This window comes from Candidatus Lernaella stagnicola (assembly GCA_030765525.1).
In the GTDB taxonomy this organism is placed as follows: Bacteria; Lernaellota; Lernaellaia; order Lernaellales; family Lernaellaceae; genus Lernaella; species Lernaella stagnicola.
The window spans coordinates 39753-54838 of the sequence record JAVCCK010000003.1 but is presented as its reverse complement, the minus strand read 5'-3'; the positions used below and the strand labels follow the sequence as shown (position 1 = coordinate 54838).

Here is a 15086-nt window from a genome sequence, read left to right as displayed (position 1 = left end):
CGTTTCGCCCTTAGTTAGACAGGCTTCGTGCGGCGTTGTATTCTAACCCCCGTCAACGCTTTTATATGTGCAAAGAATTCGGCAAGGAGACCGGAATTATGTTCAAGTCGGCTTGGCTGTGGTGTGTATTGGCGGCGCTTGTTCTTGTTTGTTTTGGGCTTTTCATGGCCTGCGGTGGCGGCGGGGGCGGCAAAGCCACAAGCGGCGACGATGACGAGGCGGGCGATGACGACGATTCGACGGTGCCGGTGGTCGGAGGCGAAAGCGGCCGCGTTGTCGAAGGCGAACCGTGCGAACTGGACGAAGTGAAGAAGATTCGCAATCTGGGCATTGCCGTATACGACGGCGACGAGGCGCCGGACATCGGCGGGGACTACATGCTGGACACCCTGACGATCACCTATGATGAATCCGGCACATCGGGTTTGCGGGTCGCAGATTACCATCTGATCTATTTCGATACCGGCGAAGAAGGCCAGGTGTCGGTATCCTACGCCGGGGTGGGCGTCGACGATTCCGGCAATCGTTTGCCGGCGAACGTGTATGGAAGCGACGGATGCTACTCGATATGCGTGAACATTATCGGCACGGCGGACGGCTGCAACTACGAAACACCGACGATTCACTCCGGTTGCGTGACCGAGGCGGGGATCACCGACTTCGAGTGGGGATTCTGGATGAAGTCGAAGCGCGGCCGCAACTGCGAATACCTGATGCCGATCGGCGCGGCGCGGATCGTGGCCGAAGAGGACGGTGTGGCGAAGCGAAGATGAAAAAAGCCCACCGGCGGCGGCGGGCTTGATAGTAACGAACGTCGGTACGCTATTTCGCCAGGTCGAACAGCAGCTTCTTGAATGAGTCCTTGTCAACAATGCGCGCCAATTCCCGGTTTTCCACCAGCACCACGAAATCCTCGGCGATGGCGAGGGTGCCGGCCAGGTTACTGTTTTCGGCGAGCTTGGCGGCCGCGGTGTCGGACTGCGCGGCTTTTTTCACCACGTCGGGATCGAGGCCGGCGCTTTTGACATATTCTTCCCACCAACTGGACATCGGGTTTTCATAGCGGGCTTTCAGGTAATCCCAGGCCTTGGCGGGGTCCTGTTCGATCACGGCCAGAACGCGCAGCATCTCTTCGATTTCGGGCGGCCCCATCTGGCTTTGGATTTGTCCGTCTTGAACCATCGCAAAGGGGCGCAAGTGGATATCGACGCCCAGCGCTTGGACGTCGGGACGCGCCAGGAGGTCGCCGACGTCCAGCAATACGCGCAACGCCTTGGGCGAGAAGGGCGTGAAGAAGATGTCGAGGCGTTTCTTCTCCGGCTCGCGATCGAGGAAGAAATTGCTGCCGATTTGCGGGGCCAGTATGTAGCCGTCTTCGAGTTCGAGCAAGTGTTGTTGCAAAGCTTGAAAGTTTTTCCGATCCTTCACTTCTTTCGGGAAAATAAACGCGGGCAACATGCGAAGGTTGTATTTGGCGATCAGCTTTTTGCCCAGCGCGGAATCGGACTTCACTTTGTTGATCTTGACGTTCGGATACAGCGCGCGGGTCTGGTTCAACACTTCCTCGACCCGGCTCTGATCGACGGCGTTGCCGGCCACCACGACCGTATGTTCGATCGGCGTTTTGTCCACCAGTTCGTCGGGTAGTTTGGGAGGCGTGCCCGGCCTGTTGCACGAGCCGGCGCCGCTTCCGTCGCTGCGCGAGAGTGTGTCGGGCGGGTTGGCGCAGGCGGCGGGGCGTTTGTCGCCGGAGGCTTGGCAGATGGCCCCGAACAGTTCGAGGCTGTTGATGCCGCCGCCGTACCGTTGGCCGTTGATCAGAATCGTCGGGCTCGCGTTGACCTGGTTTTTCTCGGTTTCGGCCAGGTGCTCGCGCATGATCGACTCGCCCTCGTTGGCGGCGCACAATTCGATCGCGCTTGCGTCGAGTTCGAGCTCTTTGGCGACTTCCTGCCAATCCTTGCCCGATTCGTTCCAACGAAAGACGAATTCGTACTGTTTAGCGAGGGCGGTTTTCCCGACGCAGGCTTGCACGATGTTCTTTTGCAGTTCGCCGGGGCCGTGCAGAGAATTGAGTTTACCATCTGGACCCTGGCCGACGATGAAAATCAGGCGCAGGTCCAGGGCGTCCGGGAGGGTCTGGCTGACTTTGTGGACGACCTTTTCCGCCGGCACGCCGAAGGGGCATTCACTCATGGCGTAGAGCGTGACCTCGATTTTGCCGTCCGCCGCCGCTGCGGTTGGGGGTTGGGTTTCTTCGACGCCCGCGGGCTTTGAGTCATTACTACTAATCCCGCATCCGGCGACCAGAAAGATCACCAGAAGCGGTAGAAACCACTTGATTGCGGCGATGTGTCTCATACGTTTGGCTCCTCGTTGGTTTTATACTCTATAACCGGCCCATAGATTTGGGGCCGGAGTCCCGCTTGTCAAGTCCGTGAGACACCCGGGGGGCGGTTTTGTTGCAGGGCGGGGCGCGAAATGGCGTTGACACCACACAGGGAAAACGCTATTAGACGAAAGGTCCATTTGCACGAAGAAAAGTCACCCGAACGCTGTCGGTGTGCGGCGGCATAATTGTCAGGAGGATCCAATAATGGCCAGTTCCGTAAACGAAGTATTTGAGAACATGGCGACCAAGATGGCTGCGGACCCGTCGAAAGTCGAAAACATCAATGCGGTTTATCAGTTCAACGTAACTGGTGACGACGGCGGTGAGTGGCACGTCGATTTAACCGGTGATGCTCCGGCCGTGGCTAGTGGCCCGGCGGAAAGCGCCAATTGCACCGTGACGGTGACGGATGAAGATCTGCTGGCGATCATCGACGGCAGCCTGAATCCGCAGATGGCCTTCATGACGGGCAAAGTCAAGATCAGTGGTGACATGAGCCTGGCCATGAAGCTGGGGAAAATCCTCGGCTAATATCGGCCAACTTGGATGACTCGGGGGAAGCGCATCGCGCTTTCCCTTTTCTTTTTTTAGACTTGACCGGTTTCATCATGCGAACCAATGTAGGGGAGTACGTTGCGCTCGAATTGAGGTGAGTGAGGAGCATTTCGATGAAAAGTCACACCGAATACCTATGGTTCAACACATCCAAAAGACGCGAATACCTCAACATCACTGCGAAAATCGAGGAAGTTGTGGCTGAAGCCGCCATCGAGGAAGGCATGGTGTTGGTCAGCGCTATGCACATCACCGCCGGCATTTGGGTCAACGACGCCGAGCCGGGAATCATTGCCGATATCGACCAGATGCTTGAAGGGCTGGCGCCGTTCGGCAAAGACTATCGCCATCACCGTACCGGGGAGGACAACGGCGACGCTCACTTGAAGAGCATTCTAGTGCATCACCAGGTGGTGCTGCCGATTACCGAAGGGCAATTGGATTTGGGGCCGTGGCAGCAAGTGTATTATTGCGAATTCGACGGTCGGCGGCGCAAACGAGTCGTCGTCAAAGCGATGGGTGAATGATGCCGGTGGGGTGTCGCTTGACCCGACTCCGCCAAGCCCATAAACTACCGTAACTTTTTCATGTTCATGCTATAGGGGATCACTGCCGTGCGCCGAATTGTCGCGTTTCTGCTGTCTTTTTGTCTGGTTTTGTTGCCGGTTTGCGGCGCGGCGGAGGACGGGAACGAAGATTCCGGATCCGATGACGGCTTCGTCTGGGACGAAGAGCGGGACCTCTATTTACCGACGACTACCTACGAACCCGGCCGCGGCAAAACGGTGTTGATCGCCTCGGGTTTAGGCGTGTTCAGCGGTTTGGTGGTCGGCGGCCTGTTGCTGGTTTTCTACCAGAACCCCGATGCCGACAAGAATTTCGACACGATGATGATCATTACCGGCATGGCCGGTTTTGGCGGCGGCCTGGCTCTTGGTTTGACCTTACCGGCTGACGTTACTAAGGAAGACGCCGCGGCGAGCCTGGACCTGAATCAAACGCCGGGATTGACATGGCGCCTGCCGGCCGTGGGATTCTTCGAGGGCGAAACGTTGTCCGGAAAAAAAGAACAAGTATGGCGGACAAACCTTTTTCAGCTTCGCTTCTAGAAAAATACGTCGGCTGCGTTTCCATTTTCCACGACGAACACACGAGCGACGCCAATGGATGAACTGCTCGCCCAGGTAGAAAAGCCCGCCCGTTATACCGGCGGTGAAATCGGCTCGGTTCGCAAGGAGCCATCCGCGGTCGACGTGCGCTTCGCGTTGGCTTTCCCCGACGTCTATGAAATCGGCATGAGTCATCTGGGCTACCAACTGCTTTATGCGGCGCTCAACGAGCTAACCTGGTGCGCGGCGGAGCGCGTCTATGCGCCGTGGCCGGATATGGAGAAGGTGTTGCGCGACGTGGGTTTGCCGCTGTTCGCGCTGGAATCCAAAGAGCCCATAGCCGACTTCGACGTGCTGGGTTTCACGCTTCAGTACGAGTTGGCGGCCGCCGGTGTGCTTCAGATGCTCGATTTGGCCGGGCTTCCCTTGCTAGCGGCCGATCGTTCGGATGACGCACCGCTGACCATCGCGGGCGGGCCGTGCGCCACGAACCCGGAGTCATGGGCTCCGTTTTTCGACGCCCTCGTGTTGGGCGACGGCGAGGAAGTCGTGGTCGAAATCGCCGACGCCGTACGGGAAGTGAAAGGGCGGTCGGGCGGGCGACAGGCGATGCTCGAGGCCGTGGCGAAAATCGCCGGCGTGTACGTGCCTTCCCGCCGAACACCGCGATTCGACGGCGCGCGCTTTGACGGTTTCGACCTCGATCCGGGCGAGCCGGAACGCGTCCGACGTCGTCTGGTGCACGATTTGGATGCGACGCCGCTGCCGCGCCGTCCGCTGGTGTCGAATATTCAAGCGGTCCACGATCGACTGGCGCTGGAAGTGATGCGCGGTTGCCTTCGGGGCTGTCGCTTTTGCCAGGCCGGCTACTTGTACCGTCCGGCTCGCGAGCGCGAAGGCGCGACGATCGCCCGTGCCGCGCGGGAGAGTTTGGCGACCACCGGATACGACGAGGTGGGCTTGTTGTCGCTTTCGACCGGTGATTGGTCTCCGGTCCAGACCGTGATACCGCACATGATGAACGAACTGGCGCCGCAACGCATTGCGCTCTCGCTGCCGAGCCTGCGGGCTGAGTCGCTGGAGGGCGAGTTGGCCGAGGCGATCAGCCGCGTGCGCCGCACCGGATTTACCCTGGCCCCCGAAGCCGCGACCGAAAGATTGCGCCGCGTCATCAACAAACCGATTTCCGACGACATGGTGCTGGAGTCGGTGCGCCGGGTGTTCGAAGCGGGATGGGAGATTGTGAAGCTGTATTTCATGATCGGCCTGCCGACCGAAACCGACGAGGACGTCGCCGCGATTTTCGACCTCGTCGACCGCGTGTACGCGCTGGGTAAGAGCGTCACGAAGCGGGCGCGCGTCAACGTGACCGTCAGCATCTTCGTGCCCAAGCCGCATACGCCATTCGAGCGCTTCGGGATGGCCGATCCAGAGATTGTGCGACACCGTATGGAGCCTTTTCTGGCGACGAAACGTAAACGGCGCGGCGGCGCAGTCTACAAAGTACACGATTGGCGAACGAGTCTGGTGGAAGCGGCGTTGGCGCGTGCCGATCGTCGGGCCGCGGCGGCCATCGAGGCGGCGTATCGCGCCGGCGCCCGTTTTGACGGGTGGAGCGAGTATTTCCGCCTCGACCGTTGGCGGGAGGCATTCGCGGCGGCCGGGATCGACCTGGAGGCCGCGGCAACACGGCGGATTCCCGATGGGGACCCGTTACCTTGGGACGGTGTGGATGTCGGCGTCGACAAAGCCTTCTTGCAGCGTGAGAAGGAACGCGCTTTGGCCGCCGAAGTGACCGAGGATTGCCGTACCGGCCGGTGCGGGGCGTGCGGCGCTTGCATCGATGAAGCCGCCAACGACTTCGCGGCACCCGCCATTGCCGAGCCGCCGATTTCCCTCGCGGCGGCGCCGCCGGAGGATGCGCGGTTTCGCTACTGGTTCCGCTACCGCCGGTTCGGCCCGACGCGGTGGCTGGGACATTTGGACTTATCGCGGGCCATGGCGCGTGCGGCGCGGCGTGCGGCGCTGCCCTTGGTGTACAGCCAGGGTTTTCACCCGCTTCCGAAGATCGCTTTCGGGCCGCCGCTGGCGGTGGGTATCGCCAGCGATGCAGAGTGGTTCGAACTGACACTTAACGAATCACTTGACGCGGCGCAGGTACGCAGCGAACTGGCGCGAGAATTGCCGGAAGGTATCGAGTTATGCGAAGCGCATAGCAAAGCACTTGATGCGCCGAGCATTAACGGAGACGTCGTGGGTTTTGTGTACGAAATCGATTTATCGCGCCTGGACGCCCCGGCGGCGGGCGAGGCGGTCACGCGATTTCTGGCGGCGGAAAATTGGCCGGTAGATATCGTGAAGAAGGGAAAGGCGCGCCGTGTCGACGCGCGGTCGCTGGTAGCCGAGGCGAGGGTGGAAGGAGATTCGCTGCATGTGCGGCAGATGATGAAGGCCGGCGGCGGTTTGAAGATCGCCGTGTTGGCGGCGGAAATGCTCGGGCTGCCGGGGCGGCCGGTGAATCCCACGGCGATTCGTAAAACAGAGACACTGTGGCGCGAGTGATAGGAACCGGGCGGCTTGTTCTTGCGGGGCCGGGACGCATCGCCTAGAATCCAACGCGAAGTCAACCAAGGAGCGAAGTATCCATGCCGGATAACGAACTAATCATCAACGTTACCCATCAGGAGAAGCGTGTCGCTCTTTTGGAGAACGGTCATCTGGCCGAACTGCATATTGAATTGGCTCGCGAGCAGGGAATTGTCGGCAATATCTACAAAGGTCGCGTCACCCGGGTGCTGCCGGGCATGCAGGCCGCGTTCGTCGACATCGGTTTGGATCGCGCCGCATTTCTCTACGTGGCCGACGTGCGCGATCCGGTGAACGACATTGCCGTATTCGAGCGTTCGGGCGACGACGCCGACAGCGAACGGGTACCGACTCTGCCGCGCGAAACCAGCGAGAGTTTCGACGAAGTGAATATGGAGATGAGCGAGGGCGCCATGCCGCACCCGGTGCCGGCCGTGCCGATCGAAGACTTGCTGCGTGAAGGGCAAGAGATCATGGTGCAGGTCGCCAAGGAGCCCATCGGCACCAAAGGCGCGCGCATCACCAGCCACATCAGCCTACCGGGCCGCAATCTGGTGTTGATGCCGTATATGGATCACGTCGGCGTGTCGCGTCGCATCGACGACGAGGAGGAGCGAGCGCGACTCAAAGAAGTGGTGGAGCAACTGCGGCCGACGGGAATGGGATTTATCGTACGCACCGCGGCCGAGGGCAAAGATCGTGAAGCGCTGGTCAACGACGTGGAATTCCTGGTCGAAGTGTGGAAAAGCGTCCAGAAAAAATACGATACCGCCAAAGCGCGGTCTCTGTTGCACAGCGATCTGTCGATCACGCTGCGGGCGATCCGCGACCTGTTTCGCGCCGACATCGGCCGGGTGTTGATTGATTCCCGCGACGAATACGACAAGATCATGTCGTTTTTCGGCAAGCACATGCCCCGCATTAACTGCACCGTGGATTTCTATGACGAAGCGGAGCCGGTGTTTGATCACTTCGGCCTGGAGGTCGAAATCGCCCGGGCGCTGCAACCGAAGGTTTGGTTGAAAAGCGGCGGTTACATCATCATCGAGCAAACCGAAGCCCTCACGGCCATCGACGTCAACACCGGGCGCTTCGTCGGCAAGCACAATCTCGAGGATACGATCCTGAAAACGAATCTGGAGGCGATCAAGGAAATATGCTTCCAGCTTCGCCTACGCAATATCGGCGGCCTGATCATTATCGATTTCATCGACATGGAGAAGGAAGGCAACCGCGAGAAGGTGTTTAGAGCCCTGCAAGAGCAACTGACGCGGGACCGCGCCAAGACGAATATTCTGAAGATTTCGGAACTCGGGTTGGTCGAGATGACGCGCAAGCGGACCCGGGAGTCCATCGCGCGAGTTCTTTCCGAACCCTGCCCGTATTGCGAGGGCAAGGGATACGTGAAGAGCAAGACCGCGATCTGTGGCGAGATTTTCCGCGAGATAAAAAAAGAGGTGGCGTCCAGTTGCAGCAAGTCGATCATCCTGCACGTGCATCCGGAAATCGCGGATCTGCTTTACGAAGAAGAGCGGGCGGGAGTTGAATTCCTCGAGGAATCCTGTGGAACCGACATTACGATCAAAGACAACTCGTCGTTCCACCTGGAACAATTCGAAATCATCTGCGCGTAAATCCGGTTAATTGTAGCCGTCGGCGTCGTCTAATTCGAAGTCTTCGCGGTAGTGCGTGTGCATGTGCGAGAGGATCAGGTCGTTGATCTGCGCCACCGTGGGTAGCTTGAGCGCTTCTTGAGCGAGCTGCCGCGCCTCTTCCCGGGAGAAGCGGGCGATCAACCGCTTGATGCGCAAAGCACGGTTGGGCGACATCGACAACTCGTCCACACCGAGGCCGAGTAGGACCTTCACGAACGCCGGCTCGCCGGCCATTTCGCCGCACACAGCCACGGGGATGCCTTGCTCGTGACCGCATTCCACAACCCGCCGCACCGCGCGTAACACCGCCGGGTGCAGAGGGTGGAACAAGTAGTTGACGTGTTCGTTGCCGCGGTCAACGGCCAAGGTGTATTGAATCAAGTCGTTGGTTCCGATGGAAAAGAAGTCGGCTTCCGGCGCCAGCAAATCGGCGACGGCGGCGGCGGCGGGCGTTTCGATCATGATGCCGGTTTGGATGTTTTCGTCGAACGCGATGCCGTCGGTCCGAAGTTCATCAGCCACTTCGGCCACGATACGCTTGGCGATGCGCATTTCTTCCAGCCCGCTGATCATCGGGAACATGATGCGCACTTTGCCGAAGGCGCTGGCGCGTAAGATGGCGCGCAACTGCACGCGGAAGATATCCGGGTACGCCAGGCATAGCCGAATCGCGCGCAGGCCCATGGCGGGGTTGGCTTCTTGCTGGAAATATTCCTCGGCGAAGTCGACCTTGTCCCCGCCCAGGTCGATGGTGCGGATGGTCGTCACGCCCCCATCGCCGAGCCGCTGGACGACGTTGCGGTAAACCTCGAATTGTTCTTCCTCGGTCGGCGTGTGGGAACTAAACAGGAAGAGAAATTCGGTGCGGAAAAGACCGATTTGCGTCAAACCGTTGCTGAGTACCGTGTCCAACTCGCTGGGCAACTCGATGTTCGCCGCCAGCACCACCGCGTGTCCATCGGAGGTTTGGGTGGGCAGATCGCGAATCTGCCGCAGACCTTCCTCAAACTGCTCGTGGTACTGCCGCCGGGTTTCGTAGTCGGCGATCAATTCCAGGGACGGATTGAGAAATACCTTGCCTTCGAAACCATCGAGGATGATCAAGTCGCCCGTTTTGACGTACTCGGTGACTCTTTCCAGGCCGATGGCGGTCGGCAATTCCATGGCGCGGGCGAGAATGGCCGTGTGGCTAGTGGCGCCTCCGACATCGGTGACGATGCCGAGAATCGAATCGCGGTTGATGTGTGCCAGGTCGGCAGGCGAGAGGTCGTGCGCCACGAGGATGACCGGTTCGGTGATATCTTCGAGGCTCTGCTGTTTGACGCCCATTAAATTGTGGAGCAGGCGTCGCTCGACGTATTCGAAGTCGCGGCGTCGCTCGCGCAGGTAGGGGTCTTCCACGTGGTCGAAGATGCTCGTGACTTCGGCAATGACCTGCGTGACGGCCCATTCGCTGTTGACCAGCAGTTCCTCGATGCGCCGCCGGAAGCGGCCGATGAGTTCCGGATCTTTGAACAAAGAAAGGTGCGCATCGAGGATCTGCGCGTGCTCCTCCAAGTCGAGTTTCGCCTTGGCCTCGGTCAACTGATGACGCGAGAGGGCGAGGGACGAGTTGAGACGCTGCAGTTCGTGCTCGACACCGCTGGCTTCGATTTTGTGGTGCGGTACGCGAATGTGCGGCCGGTCGATATGGTACGCGCGCCCCAGGGCAATGCCGGGAGCGCCGGACAATCCCTGCAGTTCTGTGAGTCGGCCGGTGGGCGAGGTCATCGGTTCAATCTTCTCCGAATTTCTGTCGGAACAACTTATCCAGCTCCATAACGGCGCGCGCGGCCTCTTCGCCCACAGCTTTGACGTGCAATACGCTGCCGGGGGGCGCCATGAGCTGCGTGATGCTCATGATACTTTTCCCGTTGGCCAAACGCCCGTTGAAGGAAATTTCGACGTCGCAGTTAAACCGGTTGAGCAGTTTGACGATCTGGCTGGCCACCCGCAAGTGAATGCCCACCTGATTTTCGACTGTCACATCTCGTTCCACGTGCATAGATTACTCGTTGCGCAAATACTCGCTGGCGATGTGAATGCTTCCGCGACCGATTTCGGAAAGCTGTCGGGACAAATCCCCGAGTTTGCCTTCCCGCCGGGCATAAGCCATTTCCACCAACATCGGCAGGTTGACGCCACTGACCACTTCGACGGTGTCTTCCTTGAGAAACGAAAGCGCAATGTTGCTCGGCGTGCCGCCGAACATGTCGGTGAACATCAAGACGCCTTCGCCGGTATCGACCTGCGTGATCGCGTTTTGAATTTGTAATCTGATTTCATCGGGCTTTTCCACGCCCGTAATGGAAACGATACTGATGGCGGGCAGTTTTTCCCCGATAATGAGCTGCGTCGTCTCCAGCAGTTCCTTAGGCAGTCCGCCGTGAGCGACCAGGACGATTCCAACCATGTCAATTCCCGTCAGCGTTTGTAATCGCGGTGTTCGACCGCGAGCGTTATATCCATCTTTCCCAGGTTTTCGGCGAGGTGTTCGACAATCGCGACCGAACGATGCTTGCCGCCGGTGCATCCGATGGCGATCGTGAGGTAACTTTTGCTTTCGCCACGGTACAGCGGTATGAGAAACGCGAGGAGATCCACGTACCTTTTCAGGAAGTCCTGCGCCTTTTCGCTTTGTAACACGTAATCGGCGACCGCGGCGTCTTTGCCGGTCAACGGTCGCAGGTCCTCGACGAAATGCGGATTCGGCAGAAAACGAACGTCCATCACCAGGTCGGCGTCGCCCGGCAACCCGTATTTGAAGCCGAAACTCATCAGCCGGATCACGAGCAGGGCCTGGGAAGATTCATCGGCGAAACGATTTTGGATGCGGCGGCGCAGTTCGTGCGGCGTCAGGCCGGTGGTATCAAGTACCCAGTCGGCTTGTCCCCGGAGTTCCAGCAACAAATCCCGCTCGGCGCGAATGCCTTCGATGGCCGAGCCGCTACCGGCCTGCGGGTGAGCCCGTCGTGTTTCCGAGTACCGGCGCTGCAACACTTCGTCCGAGGCTTCCAGAAACAAGATATCGAGTTGGTAGCCGTCCTGCCGCAGTCTGTGGAACAGGTCGACCGCCCGCGAAGGGAAGGTGGGGTCGCGCAGGTCCATGATGAGGGCGAATTTGCCCAGATCGCCGGGGCGGCTGAGCGTGCCGAGTTGAATAAGCTTGTCGACCAGATCGGCCGGGAGATTGTCCACGCAAAAGAAGCCAAGGTCTTCCAGCGCTTTGGCGGCGACGGATTTGCCGCTGCCGCTCATGCCGGTGACGATGACGACTTTCGCGGCTTTCATTCGGTCTCCTCCACGATAACATCGGCTTCAGCCGAGAGAGTCGAGAGCAGATGCTGTTGGAATTCCTTGGCCGAATGATAGCCTTCGAGTTTCAACAATTGGTTACGCGCCGCGACTTCGACGATCGTCGAGAGGTTGCGGCCGGGGCGCACGGGCAGGACGATCAACGGCAGTTCCACGCCGATGATGGTAAAAGCCTTGTCGTCCAGGCCGATGCGATCGTAGTCCACGTTTTTTTCCCACGGCACAAGTTTGACGACGAGCTGCACCCTCTTGCGGTCGCGGATCGCACTGATGCCGAACAGGTCCTTGATGTTGATGATGCCGAGGCCGCGAACCTCCATGTGGTACTTGATGACGTCCGGGCCGCGCCCGTAGATGGCCATCGGTCCCTGGCGCACGAGATCGACGCTGTCGTCGGCGACCAGACGGTGGCCGCGCGTCACTAGGTCGAGGGCGCATTCGCTTTTGCCGATACCGCTTTCGCCGAGCAGTAAAACGCCGACACCGAATACGTCAAGCAGAACACCATGCATGCTGGCGCTCTTTGCGAATCGGGTTTCCAACAGCTTGGTCACGCGGTCGATGAGCGCCTGCGTCGGCAACTGCGAGCGCAGCACCGGCGTCTGCGTTCGCTCGGCGTGCTGGATGAACACTTCGGGCAATTGCAGATTGCGCGTGACGACGCAACACGCAACCCGTTGGTCGAAGAACTTTTTGCAGACGCGTTCCTGTTCCTCTTCGCTCAGGGTGACCAGGAAGGAAATCTCCGTCTGCCCAAAGACCTGTACGCGATTACGAGCGACGTAAGCCACGTAGCCGGTCATCGCCAGCCCCGACTTCTGGATGTAGGGAGTGCGGATTTTGTTTTCGAGGCCCGATCGACCGGCAACGAGTTCCAGCGCCAGATCGATCTGGCGGTGAAGGAGCAATTCGTTGACGGTCATCTGCGGCAACGGACTTATCCTTTCTCGTCGGCTCGGCAAATCGAGTCAAACAATTCGGACGCGTCCATTTCGAGCAACGCGCGGCGGGTTTCCGAATTCTGCAGCAAGCGGGAGGCGCGTTCGAGCGCCGCCAAATGGCGGCCGACCTTTTTGTCGGGGGCGATGAGCATGAAAAACAAGGTTGACGCCTCGCCATCAACGCTTTCGAAGTCGATGCCCTCGGGGCTTCGAGCGAACACGGCGTAGATCCGATCGAGGCCCGGGATTTTCGCGTGAGGAATCGCCACGCCGTTTTCGATGCCGGTGGAACCGAGCCGTTCACGATCAACCAGGGCCTTGAGAATTTGCGACTCATCGACTTCCGGATAGCAAGCCGAGAGTTGGTGGGTCATCTCCCGTAGGACACCCATTTTGTCTGTGGCTCCCAATTCCGGACATATGGCATCCGGCTGCAAAATCGACGCGAGTTTCATGACGTTGTTTCCAGAGTGTGTGTGCCGCGCTTACGCTTGCGCTCGTATCAAACCAAATTGTCCGTCTTTGCGCCGGTACATTACATTAATTTTGCCATCCGTCGAGTTGGTAAACACCAAAAAGTCGGATTTGGGGTTCATGTCCATCCAGAGCACGGCTTCCTCGACCCCGACGGGCTTGAGATTGGCATCTTCGGTCACCGCGATTCGCTTTTCCCATTCGGGCGCGGCTTCCGCGCCGACGTCGTGTGCCTCAACTCGGGTCACAAATTCGCGATGTCCCGGGCGTCCGCCCTTTTTTTTCCCGCGGATCTTGTCTTTTTGCTTTTTGAGTTGGCGTTCGAGTTTGTCCATGACCTTGTCGATCGCGCTGTAGATGTCGTCGGTTTCTTCTTCACAGTTCGTGACGTTCCGCCCGGCGCTCAGGGTGACTTCGGCAATGTTGCGGTATTTCTCAAGCGATAACACAACGTTGGCTTCAATCGGCTCGTCGACGTAACGTTTGACTTTCGCCAGCTTCTTTTCGACGTAATCTTTGATTGCCGTGGTCGGTTCCATGTGCCGGAAGGTAACGTTAACTTTCATGGTAACACTCCCATCGTCAGTGCCTAGTACAGGCGTTTTCGTTTGGCTGATGACAAGATTCCCAGCATCTCGCGGTACTTCGTGACGGTGCGCCGCTTGATGCTGAGTCCTTCTCGGTCGTTGAGTATCTCCATAATCTTCTGATCGGAAAGCGGTTTTTTCGGGTTCTCATCGGCCACGATCTTGGTGATTATGTCCTTGACGCTCTCCGAAGCCACTGCGTTGCCGTCGGCTGATCCAATGCCGCTATTGAAAAAGTACTTCAGTTCAAAAATCCCCTGGGGGGTGTGCACATACTTGTTGGTCGTCACGCGGCTTACGGTGGATTCGTGCATGCCGATGTCTTCGGCCACATCCCGTAAGATCAAGGGTTTGAGGAATTTGATTCCTTTTTCAAGAAATTCGCGCTGAAATTTGATGATGCTTTCGGTCACTTTATAGATCGTTCGTTGCCGCTGGTGGATGGAGCGAATCAACCATACTGCGCTGCGCAGTTTTTCCTGAATGTATTCCTGCTCTGTTTTGTTGCCGGAGCTTTTTTGCTGCAGGATCTTCTTGTAGTAGTTGCTGACCCGCAATTTCGGCATACCGTCATCGTTGAGCGTGATGACGTAATCGTCGCCGACTTTTCGCACGTAGATGTCCGGCGTGATGTACTGCGGCCGTTCGGCGGAAAAGGGACGGCCGGGTTTGGGTTCGAGACGCGCAATGATCCGCATGCCGTCGACCACATCCTCGACCGCGCAATTCAACGCCTTCGCCACCGTCTTGAAATCTTGTTTCTGCAGATCGGGCAAATGCCGCTCGACCATATCCAGCACGATCGCGTTCGTGTAACCCATGGCCCTGAGTTGCAGCATCAGGCACTCGGAAAGATCGCGCGCGCCGACGCCGGTCGGGTCGAAGGTCTGGATGCGTTCCAGCACCCACTCGGCATGATCGGGTTCGAGGCTTTCCGTTTCGCAGATCTCGGCCAGGGGCGTGATGAGATAGCCGTTGTCGCCGATGTGGCCGATCAGGATCACCCCGGTCGCCCTGGATTCCTGATCCAGATCCGCCATGTGCAGTTGCCATTCCAAATGAGTGGCCAGATCGGCGGCGCGGGTCAGGACCGTTTCGCTCTGCTCGCGCTCTTCGTCTTCGTAGGAGCCGCCACCGCGATAATCGGAGACGCTGCGGTTTTGCAGATAGGTGTTCCAGTCGATGGCGGCGCCGCCGTTGTCGGGAGTGTCCAAGCTCAGTTCGGGGCCGGAGTCGGGTAGGTCCTGCGGGCTTTCCGCCGGCTCGGCCACTTCATCCAAGCAAGGGTTCTCGACGAGCTCCTGTTGGATCTGCTCGACCATCTCCAAGTGGTTGAGTTGGAGGAGTTTGATGGCTTGTTGGAGTTGCGGCGTCATGATCAACTGCTGCGACATGCGCAGGTTCATTTTCATTTCAAGCGCCATCGGCCAACC

15 protein-coding genes are annotated in these 15086 nt (G+C 58.8%); 6 read left to right on the top strand and 9 right to left on the bottom strand.

Features of this window, described 5'->3' with window-relative positions:
- Positions 1-98 precede the first annotated feature (98 nt).
- Positions 99-773 (top strand): hypothetical protein, encoded by a 675-nt coding sequence (locus P9L99_00765; GenBank protein ID MDP8221862.1) that lies wholly within the window; start codon positions 99-101, stop codon positions 771-773.
- 49 nt (positions 774-822) lie between these two features.
- On the opposite strand, the gene P9L99_00760 is transcribed toward P9L99_00765, so the two are convergent.
- Positions 823-2361 (bottom strand): hypothetical protein, encoded by a 1539-nt coding sequence (locus P9L99_00760; GenBank protein ID MDP8221861.1) that lies wholly within the window; start codon positions 2359-2361, stop codon positions 823-825.
- A gap of 235 nt (positions 2362-2596) precedes the next feature.
- On the opposite strand from P9L99_00760, the gene P9L99_00755 reads away from it, so the two are divergent.
- From P9L99_00755 to P9L99_00735, 5 genes are all read left to right on the top strand, one after another.
- On the top strand, positions 2597-2923 hold the full coding sequence (locus P9L99_00755; GenBank protein MDP8221860.1) for an SCP2 sterol-binding domain-containing protein: 327 nt from the start codon (positions 2597-2599) through the stop codon (positions 2921-2923).
- 137 nt (positions 2924-3060) lie between these two features.
- Positions 3061-3474: a secondary thiamine-phosphate synthase enzyme YjbQ gene (locus P9L99_00750; GenBank protein ID MDP8221859.1), complete on the top strand. Its 414-nt coding sequence runs from the start codon at positions 3061-3063 to the stop codon at positions 3472-3474.
- Between the two features lie 87 nt (positions 3475-3561).
- Positions 3562-4056 (top strand): hypothetical protein, encoded by a 495-nt coding sequence (locus P9L99_00745; GenBank protein ID MDP8221858.1) that lies wholly within the window; start codon positions 3562-3564, stop codon positions 4054-4056.
- A gap of 54 nt (positions 4057-4110) precedes the next feature.
- On the top strand, positions 4111-6618 hold the full coding sequence (locus tag P9L99_00740) for a TIGR03960 family B12-binding radical SAM protein (GenBank protein MDP8221857.1): 2508 nt from the start codon (positions 4111-4113) through the stop codon (positions 6616-6618).
- Positions 6619-6701: 83 nt separating this feature from the next.
- Positions 6702-8276, top strand: a complete 1575-nt coding sequence (locus tag P9L99_00735; GenBank protein MDP8221856.1) for an Rne/Rng family ribonuclease — start codon at positions 6702-6704, stop codon at positions 8274-8276.
- A gap of 6 nt (positions 8277-8282) precedes the next feature.
- On the opposite strand, the gene ptsP is transcribed toward P9L99_00735, so the two are convergent.
- Genes ptsP through rpoN form a run of 8 tightly spaced genes read right to left on the bottom strand, consistent with a single transcriptional unit; the run spans position 8283 to position 15077 of the window.
- Complete coding sequence (gene ptsP, locus P9L99_00730; protein MDP8221855.1) at positions 8283-10067, bottom strand: phosphoenolpyruvate--protein phosphotransferase; 1785 nt, start codon at positions 10065-10067, stop codon at positions 8283-8285.
- Positions 10068-10071: 4 nt separating this feature from the next.
- The gene (locus P9L99_00725; protein MDP8221854.1) at positions 10072-10341 is read right to left on the bottom strand and encodes an HPr family phosphocarrier protein; all 270 of its coding nucleotides are present in this window, start codon (positions 10339-10341) and stop codon (positions 10072-10074) included.
- Positions 10342-10344: 3 nt separating this feature from the next.
- Complete coding sequence (locus tag P9L99_00720) at positions 10345-10749, bottom strand: PTS sugar transporter subunit IIA (GenBank protein MDP8221853.1); 405 nt, start codon at positions 10747-10749, stop codon at positions 10345-10347.
- Between the two features lie 11 nt (positions 10750-10760).
- Positions 10761-11627, bottom strand: coding sequence for an RNase adapter RapZ (gene rapZ / locus P9L99_00715; GenBank protein ID MDP8221852.1), 867 nt, complete (start codon positions 11625-11627; stop codon positions 10761-10763).
- Positions 11624-12574 (bottom strand): HPr(Ser) kinase/phosphatase, encoded by a 951-nt coding sequence (gene hprK, locus P9L99_00710; protein ID MDP8221851.1) that lies wholly within the window; start codon positions 12572-12574, stop codon positions 11624-11626. The genes rapZ and hprK overlap by 4 nt, the downstream gene beginning before the upstream one ends.
- A gap of 14 nt (positions 12575-12588) precedes the next feature.
- The gene (locus P9L99_00705; protein ID MDP8221850.1) at positions 12589-13047 is read right to left on the bottom strand and encodes a PTS sugar transporter subunit IIA; all 459 of its coding nucleotides are present in this window, start codon (positions 13045-13047) and stop codon (positions 12589-12591) included.
- A 30-nt stretch (positions 13048-13077) separates the two neighbouring features.
- Positions 13078-13632 (bottom strand): ribosome-associated translation inhibitor RaiA, encoded by a 555-nt coding sequence (gene raiA, locus P9L99_00700; GenBank protein ID MDP8221849.1) that lies wholly within the window; start codon positions 13630-13632, stop codon positions 13078-13080.
- A 23-nt stretch (positions 13633-13655) separates the two neighbouring features.
- Positions 13656-15077, bottom strand: a complete 1422-nt coding sequence (rpoN, locus tag P9L99_00695; protein ID MDP8221848.1) for an RNA polymerase factor sigma-54 — start codon at positions 15075-15077, stop codon at positions 13656-13658.
- Positions 15078-15086 lie beyond the last annotated feature (9 nt).